Origin of the sequence: Nocardiopsis sp. NPDC006198 (genome assembly GCF_040613895.1) — a bacterium.
GTDB classification, from domain to species: Bacteria; Actinomycetota; Actinomycetes; order Streptosporangiales; family Streptosporangiaceae; genus Nocardiopsis; species Nocardiopsis tropica.
On the sequence record NZ_JBEXSY010000008.1, the window covers coordinates 174,437 to 184,010 of the forward strand.

General features: G+C 74.3%; 13 protein-coding genes. 1 reads left to right on the forward strand and 12 read right to left on the reverse strand.

Annotation, left to right across the window (positions count from 1 at the left end; all coding sequences use genetic code 11):
• Positions 1–36: 36 nt before the first annotated feature.
• The 12 genes from ABZ234_RS08645 to ABZ234_RS08700 form a co-directional block, all read right to left on the reverse strand.
• Positions 37–450 (reverse strand): hypothetical protein, encoded by a 414-nt coding sequence (locus ABZ234_RS08645; RefSeq protein WP_355011609.1) that lies wholly within the window; start codon positions 448–450, stop codon positions 37–39.
• Between the two features lie 77 nt (positions 451–527).
• Positions 528–1,055 (reverse strand): hypothetical protein, encoded by a 528-nt coding sequence (locus ABZ234_RS08650; protein ID WP_355011610.1) that lies wholly within the window; start codon positions 1,053–1,055, stop codon positions 528–530.
• Positions 1,052–1,852 carry a hypothetical protein gene (locus ABZ234_RS08655; protein WP_355011611.1) on the reverse strand — a complete coding sequence of 267 codons (801 nt, stop codon included), beginning with the start codon at positions 1,850–1,852 and terminating at the stop codon, positions 1,052–1,054. Before ABZ234_RS08655 ends, ABZ234_RS08650 begins: the two co-directional genes overlap by 4 nt.
• Positions 1,843–3,342 (reverse strand): type I-E CRISPR-associated protein Cse1/CasA, encoded by a 1,500-nt coding sequence (locus ABZ234_RS08660; RefSeq protein WP_355011612.1) that lies wholly within the window; start codon positions 3,340–3,342, stop codon positions 1,843–1,845. The genes ABZ234_RS08655 and ABZ234_RS08660 overlap by 10 nt, the downstream gene beginning before the upstream one ends.
• 74 nt (positions 3,343–3,416) lie before the next feature.
• Positions 3,417–4,001 carry a hypothetical protein gene (locus ABZ234_RS08665; protein WP_355011613.1) on the reverse strand — a complete coding sequence of 195 codons (585 nt, stop codon included), beginning with the start codon at positions 3,999–4,001 and terminating at the stop codon, positions 3,417–3,419.
• Between the two features lie 131 nt (positions 4,002–4,132).
• Complete coding sequence (locus tag ABZ234_RS08670) at positions 4,133–4,576, reverse strand: hypothetical protein (protein ID WP_355011614.1); 444 nt, start codon at positions 4,574–4,576, stop codon at positions 4,133–4,135.
• An 84-nt stretch (positions 4,577–4,660) separates the two neighbouring features.
• Positions 4,661–4,906, reverse strand: coding sequence for a hypothetical protein (locus ABZ234_RS08675; protein ID WP_355011615.1), 246 nt, complete (start codon positions 4,904–4,906; stop codon positions 4,661–4,663).
• A 94-nt stretch (positions 4,907–5,000) separates the two neighbouring features.
• Positions 5,001–5,819: a hypothetical protein gene (locus ABZ234_RS08680; RefSeq protein WP_355011616.1), complete on the reverse strand. Its 819-nt coding sequence runs from the start codon at positions 5,817–5,819 to the stop codon at positions 5,001–5,003.
• Positions 5,816–7,300, reverse strand: coding sequence for a hypothetical protein (locus ABZ234_RS08685; protein ID WP_355011617.1), 1,485 nt, complete (start codon positions 7,298–7,300; stop codon positions 5,816–5,818). The genes ABZ234_RS08680 and ABZ234_RS08685 overlap by 4 nt, the downstream gene beginning before the upstream one ends.
• Before the next feature lie 54 nt (positions 7,301–7,354).
• Positions 7,355–7,783: a hypothetical protein gene (locus ABZ234_RS08690; RefSeq protein ID WP_355011618.1), complete on the reverse strand. Its 429-nt coding sequence runs from the start codon at positions 7,781–7,783 to the stop codon at positions 7,355–7,357.
• The gene (locus tag ABZ234_RS08695; protein WP_355011619.1) at positions 7,783–8,616 is read right to left on the reverse strand and encodes a ParB N-terminal domain-containing protein; all 834 of its coding nucleotides are present in this window, start codon (positions 8,614–8,616) and stop codon (positions 7,783–7,785) included. The genes ABZ234_RS08690 and ABZ234_RS08695 overlap by 1 nt, the downstream gene beginning before the upstream one ends.
• A 118-nt stretch (positions 8,617–8,734) precedes the next feature.
• Complete coding sequence (locus ABZ234_RS08700; protein WP_355011620.1) at positions 8,735–9,157, reverse strand: hypothetical protein; 423 nt, start codon at positions 9,155–9,157, stop codon at positions 8,735–8,737.
• 150 nt (positions 9,158–9,307) lie between these two features.
• On the opposite strand from ABZ234_RS08700, the gene ABZ234_RS08705 reads away from it, so the two are divergent.
• Positions 9,308–9,517: a hypothetical protein gene (locus tag ABZ234_RS08705; RefSeq protein WP_355011621.1), complete on the forward strand. Its 210-nt coding sequence runs from the start codon at positions 9,308–9,310 to the stop codon at positions 9,515–9,517.
• Positions 9,518–9,574 lie beyond the last annotated feature (57 nt).

Sequence of the window (9,574 nt, forward strand, 5' to 3'; positions counted from 1 at the left end):
TTGTCACGGGTGGTGCCCCGCCGGGGCGGAATCGGCTCAGCTGGGACGGGAGCAGCCGTGTGGGCCGTCCCCCGGGGCGGAGTCTGCCCGGTGCCGCCGCCGCGCCCGCAGCGCTACGACTCCCTGGGCGGACTCCTCGGCGTAGTCGCAGGCCGCCAGGAGGGCGGCGGCCACGCGCCGGGCGTCCAGGACGGTGAGCATGCTCCAGTCGCCGGGAAGGGTCGCGGCGGAGATCCGCTCGCTCTCGGGGAGCTGCCAGTCGATGAGCCCTCCCTCGCCTTCGTGGGCGCGCACCCGCCAGGTCGAGGGGCGGGGGAGGGACTCGCGAACCTCCCACACCGGGCCGGCCGGGGTGTGCCGGGTCGGCGCGGGCCGGTCGAGGGTGTCCAGGTCCGCGAGCATCGCGCGCAGGGTGCTGCGCATCTGGGCCAGGTCCTTCGTGTCGGTCACGGGTTCGCCTTCTCTCTGTGGGGTGGGAAGGGGCCGGCCCCGGGCTCCTCGCGGGAGCCCGGGGCCGGGTTCGGCGGTCAGGCGCTGGTGTGCTCCCGGGGGTGCAGGTCCACCTCGCGCAGGCCGTCCTCCTTCCGCCGCCAGGCGCCGTCCAGGGCGTAGCCGTGCTCGTCCAGCAGGCGCTGGGCCCGGGCCAAAACCTGGTCGCCGGTGCCGGACAGATGCTCCTCCAGCGGATGGGCGGTGTGCCCGAACGGGCGCTCGGCGTAGGCCAGGGACACGCTCAGCACCCAGGTGTCGGTGGGCTGGCCCTCCCGGCGGGCGGCGAGCTGGCGGAGCGGGCTGGTGGGGGTGAACTGCCGGGTCAGGCGGGCGGTGTGGCACTGGGGGGCGGCTGAGATCCGGTAGGTGCGGCCCGGGCCGGGGTCGGTGTCCTCGGCGGCCGCGCTCACCACGCGCCCCTCCTGCGTCTGGATCCGGATCCAGGTGCGGGCGTGCACGGGCAGGTCCTCCCACTGGGGGTGGGCGGGGGAGAGGTGGTAGCCCTCGACCGGCTCGCCGAAGGCGGCCGAGCTGGAGAGCAGCGTCGTGCTCATCGGGTTCATCGGGTGGCTCCCCGGGTGTGGGTACTCGTGTGCCGGGATCGGGTGGTGCGGTCGGGCGCCGGGGGCGGCGCGGCGGCGGGCAGGAACTGGCTCACCACCGTGGGGTCGCGGTTGTCGTTGCGCCACACGTGCAGGGTGAGCGCCCCCTGGGTGAGCAGCTCGCGCAGCCCGGCCGGGGTGCGCGGGTGCGGCCAGGCGGCTTCGCGGGCGTCGATCACCGCCCGGTTGTGGGGCACGAGCAGGCGGGCCGTCCCCATGAGCAGGTCCACGTCGTCGAAGGCGTCGATGCTGGTGATGTGCGCCCCGTCGTGGGAGCTGGCGTAGGGCAGGGCCCACACCGCGATGCGGCACGAGCGGCAGGCGGGCATGCCGCCCTGGGCCCGCCCGTAGGCGGTGCGCGGCACAGTGTTGATCTCCCGGGCCGAGTCCGTCAGCGGCCAGAGGGACTTGCCCCACCGGTGGGAGGCCGGGCCCTGGCAGGCCCAGCACGCCCACGGCGCGTCCTCGGCGTCGGGGGCGAACAGCTCCTGCAGCCGGGCGCGCAGGTCCTGCTCACTCCACGTGCCCCGGGCGGGGTGGGTGGCGGGGGAGTTGGGGTAGGCGGCGGCCAGCGCCATCTGCCACGCGTACCCCGGCCCCTTCTTGGGGGCGCGGGCCGCGGCCGCGGCGTCGTCCACGATGGTGCGCACCGCCCGGTCCAGGTCGCCGGCCCGCACGTGGGCGGGGGTGGGGCGGCCGGTCATGGCCGCCACGGCGGCCGCTCCGGCCGCTTGCATGAAGTGCCAGGTCAGGTCCACGCCTCCTCCTTCTCCTTCGTCTGGTCGTGGCCGGGCAGCGGCGCCGGGCCGCCCTGCGGCGCCGCGGCGGCGGGGGGCGGGACGGGCAGTTTCTCCAGCAGGTCCCGGCCCTTGATGTCGGCGGCGATCTCCTCGGGGGAGCCGCCCAGGTGCGGGCGGATCCGCCGCTCCCAGACCCCCAGGGCCTGGGAGCGCGGGTCGGGTCCGGCCGCGCGCAGCACGTAGGTTTCGGCGTCGCGCTGGAACTGCAGCACGATGTCGTGCGCCTCGCCCTTGCTGGGTCGGCGGGTGAGGCGGTGGGTCAGGGCCAGCGCCTCCTCCAGTGCCTGGAGGGCTTCCTCGGCGCGGGTGGCCCGCTCCACCAGGGCCGTGCGCCGGTCGGCGTCGAGCAGGTCGGCGCCCACGTCGAAGTACAGGTGGCCGATGGTGTCGTGGTCGCGGCTCTTGCCGCGGTCCTGCTCCATGCCCGAGGCGTACAGGCCCAGCCGGGGCGGCACCGCCAGGGCGGGGGCGTCCTCGAACAGCCGGGTCCAGGCCGGCGGTGCGCTGGCCGGGTCGACCAGGGCGGGCAGGTCCCGCCACACCGGCCGCTGCCCCTGGCCCAGGGGCACCGCGCGGCCGCCGATGGAGCGCTCGAAGCTGAGCTGGAAGGGGTCGCGGACCTGTTCTTCGGCGGCCTGGGCGCCCCAGGTCACCCACGCGTCCAGGACCCGGGTGCCGTCGGGGTCGGCTTCGAGCAGGATGGCGTGCCGGGCGCGGCCCAGCAGCAGGGTCGCCAGGCCCGTGGGGGCGGGCACCGGCGCCATCGGATCGGGCAGCGGCCCCTCCCAGGGGGCCGGGTCGTCCCCGGTGCGGGGCGCGTAGGGCATCCCCAGCAGCAGGCTCTCGAACAGGGTGGAGCCGTGGGGGTGGTAGGAGACCGACCCGCGCAGCGGCCCCATCCCCGCGGTGGAGGCCCGCTTGCCGCCAGGGGCCGTCTCGCGGGCGGTGACCTTGCCGCCCGCCCCGAACATCAGCTGGGTGAGCAGGTCCAGGACGGCCTGGGCGGCGGGGATGGGCAGGTCCAGCGGGCCCCACCAGAAGTGGGCGGGCCGGTCGGGGGTGCCGCGCCCCCACGCCAGCTTCCACAGCCCCGACGTCTTGGGGCAGGCGCTCTTCAGGCGCGGGTCCTGCATCCAGGGACGGCCGGGGGCGAAGAGGTCGAAGGCGTCGGCGTTCCCGGCGAAGTAGTCCTCCACGGCCGCCGCGTCCAGGCGGCCCTCGGCCAGGACGCGGGCGCGGTGGGCAGCGAAGCCCTCTTCGCTGGTGTGGGCGTCCAGGCCGCTGATGCGGGCGGCCAGGACGGTGAGCACCCGCATCAGCGCGGTGTACTCGGGCCCCCTGACCTGGACGGACAGGCGGTGGGCGTCGGTGAGCAGGCGGGCCAGCCCGCACGGCTGGCCTTCGTCCACGCTCACCCACGGTTCGCTGATCAGGTCAAACGCTGGCATGATGTCCTCTCGCGGGGCGCCCCTCCCACGGCGATTGGGAGGGGCGCCCCGTCTTGGCGGGTTGGGTGGGAAGGTCAGCTGCGGCGGCCGGTGAGCAGGTCCGTGTACCAGCCGCGCACCGCCTCGTGGACGGCCTGGCGGCCGCGGCCGCCGAACAGGGCCACCAGGTCGTGGTGCAGGCGCAGGGGGTCGGGGCGGCGGTCGGTGGTCTTGGTCCCCACCCGGATCAGGTCGGTGACCTCCTTCAGGAGGTGGCCCTGGTCGAGGTGGGCGTAGCCGGTGGTGGCCCTGTACAGCTGGCGGGTGCGGGAGGCGACCGAGTGCCCGCCCAGGGGGTCGTGGGTGCCCAGGGCCTCCTTGAGGTAGCGGCCCATGCTCAGGCCCCGGCCCTGGTCCGGCTCGCGCACCGGGGCGCTCACCAGGGGCGTGCCGGTGTGGCCGGCCAGGACCAGCACCAGCCAGGCGGCGGTGTGCTCGGCCGTGTCGGGTTCGGCGCCGCTGACCTCGCAGGCGATGCCGATCGCCTCGGAGTAGGGCTCCAGGGTCCGGCCCCGGTAGTCGTGCCAGTAGTCGACGCGGGTGTTGCGGGCGCGGGCGACCTCGGCGGCCAGGGCCTGCTGGACGGTCCGTTCCTGGGGGCCGCTCATCTGCTCACTCATCGGATGATCCTCACTTTCCGTGGTTTGGGTGCACATCTGTGTTATCGGGGGGGTACGACAGTGCCCGCCCCCGCAGCAGGGGCGGGCACTGTCGGTTCGTGGGTCAGGGCGGGGCGGGCCCGCCGCGAGGGCTACCGGTCACACAGGGGGCAGTCGCAGTCCGTCGACTCGTAGCCGGCGTCGGCGTCGTACAGGCACTCGTCCTCGGGCAGGCCCTCCATGGCGCGGATGGCCGCCGCCCTCTTGGCCCGGGGGGTCTTCGCGGCGGCGTGCGCGCGGGAGGCCTCCAGCAGGTCGTCCAGGTAGCCGGGCTCCTGGGCGGGAACCTGCTCGTCCAGCACCACCAGGTCCAAACCCTGGGTGTCGCGCGCGCCGTTGCGCGCCCGGATCTGGGCGACCTCGGAGCCGATGGCCTCGGCCAGATCCCCTTCGACCTGGCCGATGCCCTCGCGCTCGCCTGCGCCGTTGTAGCCCCACAGGACATGGCGCTCGCCCTGGTCCTCGGCGTAGACGAGGTACCAGCCGGGGAGCGCGACCTGGTAGGCCGCCACCATTCCGTAGTCGTATCCGTACATGTGCCCTCCGATCGTCCGCCCGCCCCCTCATCGGGGCGGGCCGTCCCCGCGTCCGCGGGGATGGTGGTGGCCGGGCAGGAGAGCTCAGTCCTGGTCGCGCACGGCCCGGCGGGCCATGTCGATCAGGTCGCCGGGGGGCGGCAGCTCCTCGGGCTGGGCCTCGGGGACCAGGAAGGTGCCCCAGGCCAAGAACTCGGCGACCTGGCGGCCGTCGAGGTAGACGGCGTACTCGCCCCGCTGGGTGGGGTGGGTGATGCCCAGGTGGTCGATCTCGTAGGTCAGCCCGTCCTCGGTGTAGCTGGCGACGGTCTCGATGTTGTCGGTGTTCACGGCTCTCTCCCTTGGCTCTGTTGTCCTGCGGTGGGCGGGCTGTGCTTGGTTACAGCTCGTAGGGCTCGGCTTCATGCCTGCGGCGGGGCCGGGGCTAGGGTTCCTGGCCGGGGGCGGGCCCGAGGAAGTACTGGGTCTCGTGGTGGAAGGCCTCCGCCGCCGCGGCGCGGGCCTCCTCCTGGGTGAGGTCGCCCAGCGTGGTCAGCAGGGCGATCAGTTCGGTGTGGTTCAGGCCGTGGTAGGCCACCCCGTCGGGGGTGAGTGCGGCCATGTCGCCGCAACTCTGGACCTTCCACCCGCGGGGGGCGGGGCGCACCAGCGGCCCCGTCAGGGACGTTGCGACCTTCACCGGGAGCACGGCGGCCGCGGCGAGTTCGTCCTCGGGCATGCCGATCTCGCCGGTGCCCTCGGCGTGGTCGCCGTGGTCGCTCCAGCCGGGGTAGAGCGTGTAGCCGCCCAGCACGGCCCGGGCCGGGGCCAGCCCCCAGCTTCGGGTGGCGGCGAGCAGGTCCTCCAGGCGGAACATCGGTCGCGGCAGGTCAAAGGCGTCGCGCTGCGCGCCGGTCCCCCCGTCGGCGAGCACGTCGTGGACCGTGGCCCTGGGCCGGCCGTAACGGACGCGCACCCGCACCGGGTGGCGCAGCACCGGGCTGGTCCAGGAACAGGACCCGTCCTGGGCCGGGCGGACCGCGACGGTGTAGGTGGACCCGCCCAGGAGCAGCCGTGGGCGCCCCTGTTCGTCGGCGGGCAGCTCCCGGGCCGCGTAGCCCCGCTCGTGCGCCGCCCGGGCCCAGGCCCAGGCGGGTTCCTGGCCGGGCAGCAGCAGGAGCACGGGGGGCAGGCTCTCCAGTCCGGGGGCAGGCGTGCGGCCGATCGGGCCCGCGGCGCGGGGGGTCGGGGGGTGGTCGATCACCGGTGTTCTCCCAGGTCGTGGACGAGTGCGGCGCGTTCGCAGGTCAGCGGGTGCCGGTAGGCGATGTAGCCGCCCCAGTTGGACAGCGACCAGTCGTCGCCCTCCGCGGAGTTGTGCACCACGGTGATGACCTGCCCGGCCCGCTCATCGAGGAAGACGGTGCTCTCGGCCCGTCCGGCCCCGGCGGGCACCCACACCCGCGGCAGGTCGGCGAAGCGCACCTCCAGCAGTTCCTCCACCGGCGGGGCCACGGCGTCGGCCGGGGCGGCGCCGGGCAGCAGCGCCAGGGCGCGGCGGGCCCGGGCGGTCAGCCCGGCCTCGGCCAGGCGGCGCTCCTCCCCTTCCAGGACGGGGGCGGCCTCGGCCTCGGTGGCCGGGCGCCACACGGTGGCCAGGCGGCCCGACCAGGTGCCGTCCTGGGCGCGGTCGCGGTGCTCGGCTGCGGCGAGCACGACCCCGATCAGGCTGGCGCCGCCGCCGAGCAGGGGCCGCCACCCGGGCCCCTGGTCGGGGCCGCCCTGGTCCTGTTCCTGGTGGACGCGGGCCACGGTGCCGGGCGGGTAGTCGTAGGCCGCGCCGGCGGCCTCCTCCTCCACGGTCCAGGTGCGAACACCCTCCAGGGCATGGGCGTAGGGCGGGCAGGGGCCGGGGTGCACGACGCGGCGCACCCCGCCCGGGGTGCCGGTCAGGTGGCCGCGCTGGGCGGGCACGTACTGGTGGCAGCGCACGCACGGCCCCGCCTTCCAGTTCTCCCGGGCCCGGGGGGCGGGCTCGGGGATGGACAGGTCCGGGCACAGCGGGGCGTGGGCGGCCTTGTAGCGGCCCAGCACCTGTCCGGCGGCCTCGCGGCGCGCGTCGGCCTCCGAGGGCCAGGTGGCCTCCGAGCGCGGGACGAGGATGCCGGACAGGGCGGGCACGATCCTTCCGCAGTGGGCGCACTCTCCCTCGTGTTCGTTGGCCATGGGCGGGCAGGACAGGTGTTCCACCCGGATCCGGTCGGGGGTGCGCACCAGCCGCCCGGCGCCGGGGCGGACCGGCCCCCAGCAGTGGCGGCACCGGTCGTGGCGCTCGTTGCGGCGCTCGGGCTCCTCCTCGCGCTGCAGCGCCTTGACCGACCCGGGGTTGAGCACCGGGCGGGCGGTGCGCAGCCGGGTGCGCAGCACGCCGAGCATCCGCTTGCCGATGAAGCCGCCCTTGTTGGCGGAGGTGTAGAGCTGGCGCAGCCCGTTCTCGGCGGCGGCGTCGACCTGCCACAGGGTCAGGTGGACGTCCTCGGAGTAGTGGACGTCGTGGCGTTCCACGGTCACCAGGAGCAGGCGTTCGGGCAGCTCGTAGGCCAGCCCGCGCACCAGCCACTGGCCCTGGATGGCGCGGCCGCCGCGCTCGCTCTCGTCCAGGCCCTCCAGGGTCTTGGCCCAGCACGTGTACTTCTTCTCCTGGTCGGGCACGGTCACCGGCACCAGGGTGCGGGTGGGGCTCACGGGTTCCTCCTCGGGGGGTCGGGTGCCCCGGCGTCCGGGGACGCCGGGGGTGTTCTACAGGTCGAGGTCGATGAGGAGCCCGTCCTGGATGAGGATCGAGCCCCGGGCCAGCCAGAGCAGGGTGTAGCAGGCGTGGCCGATGCCGCCCGGTACCTGCGCCGAGTCCCCGTCGGGGGTGCGCAGCTCCCAGGAGCGGCCCGTGCGGGTCGCGGTGTACAGGCGCACGCCGTCGTCGGCGAAGGCCGTCATCTCGACGACGGCCTCCAGGACCATCTCGGTGGTGGTCTGGTGGCGCTGGGCCGGGGCCAGCTCGGTGTAGACCCGTTCCAGGTCGCCGATGTTCTTCCGGTAGGCCTGGCGGCCGGGGAGGGTGATGGTCCAGTCGTCGGTGCCGGGCTCACGCCGGGCGCTGGCGGTCCCGGTGCCGCGGGCCGCGGTGAGCAGGGTCGCCGCGTGCATGGCCTCCCGGATGTCGTAGGACATCAGGACTCCTTCTCGGGGTCGGCGTGCGGGGGCGCCTGTGGCGCTCCGGCCGCGCCGGCTCCCGGCGGCTCGGGGTCGGCCAGGTCCGCCGCGGTGGGGCCGTGGCCCTCTTGCGGCAGCGCGAAGGTGTCGTAGTCGCCGGGGCCGTCCGCTTCCAGCTCGTCGGCGAAGTCGATGAATCCGTCGGGCTCCCACGCCTGGGAGTACTCCTCGTGGGCGTACTCCTCGGCCATCACGGCCTGGGAGCGCAGTTTCTCGACCTCGTCCAGGTCCATGTCCAGCTTCTGGGCGATGAACTCGTCGGACTTGCCCTCCCTCGACAGCTGGCGCAGGACCTCGCTCGACTTGGCGATGATGTGCTCGCCGCGCGCCTTGTTGTGCCGCCAGGTCGAAGCGATGCGGTCGGCCAGGCTGGTGCGCTCGGGGCGGATCATGGCCACCGGCAAGTACCCGTGCAGCTCGTCGATCTCCTTGCCGACGAGGTGGCGGTGGAAGCCGTCGACGACCTCCACCTCGACGCCCTCCTGTTCGCCGGGCCAGCCCACGATGGGCTGGGTGAAGCCGTCCTCGGATACCGAGGCCTTGAGGGCCTTCATCGTCCGTTTGGCGACCTCGTTGGGGTTGTAGGCGTTGCCCTGCACCTGGGAGCTGGGAAACCACCGCACGTTGTCCACGGGCTGGTTCTTCATGGGGCTGATCTGGTGGATCCCATCGCGGAGCTGGTTGATGAGCTCCATCTTCTCGGCGAAGGGGAATCCGGCTGCTTCCACGCGGGCGAACAGGTCGCGGCCTTCTTCCACGAAGGCTTGGGCGACCAGGTCGAGATCGGTCATGGTCTGCTTCTTCCTAGGCGTTCACGCTGGTGGTGCGGCCGTCCTGGGTGACGGCCGGGGCCCGGACCAGCCGGTGGGCGGCCCGGGCGGCATCCCTGGTCTGCGCAGCTGAGTGCGGTCAGCGGGTTCCCCGGGTCACGGTCGCGGCGCGCGCGAGCTTGAGGAAGTGCTTGCCCACGGGGCCGATCTCGGCGAAGCCGTTGCCGGTGTAGGCGGGGGCGTTCTCGCGCTTGACGGTGACCTCCAGGTGCCGGTCGTGTCCGAACTCGCGCACCGCCTGGGCGACGAGCGCGGCGGCCGCGTCGGTGCGGTCGGCGTCGGCCAGGTACAGGCTCTCGGCCAGGGTGCGCTTCTTGAGCTCGGTGACGGCCACGAAGCCGACGACGTCGCTGCCCTCGCGGGCCACGAACCACGTCTTGCCGGGGTCGTCCCAGATCTTGTCACCGACGAACTTGACCACGTCCCGGTTGGCCAGGAACGGGCCCATGACCGGGTAGAACTCGCGGTCGGCGTTGGTCAGGCGGGTGATCGTGAGCGACATGCGCCCCTCCTCAACGATTTTTTGTATTGCAGAAAATCTAGCACGGGCGTGCGTCCGCCGCCACGGAAACGGTAGTTTTTCTGCATGACAAAAAATTCTGAGGTGCCGCGGGGGCGAGGGCGGCCCCCTAACCCGGACGGCCAGATCCCCATGCACCCCACCCGGCTGCACGATGTGCCCTGGCAGATGATGGCCGAGCTGTACGGGCGGGGCCGCAACGAGGTGTTGCGCCGCCTGCTGGACGAGCACCTCGGGCTCACCCCTGCGGGCGCTGCGCCGCTGGAGCAGCCGTGCGCCGCCTGCCTGGCGAGGGCGCGCCGGCGCGCCCTCGCCCGCCTGGCCGAGCGCCCCGCGGGCTGACCGGACCGCACAGAAGGGGGCCGACCGGTCACCGGTCGGCCCCCCGGCGTCGGGGGG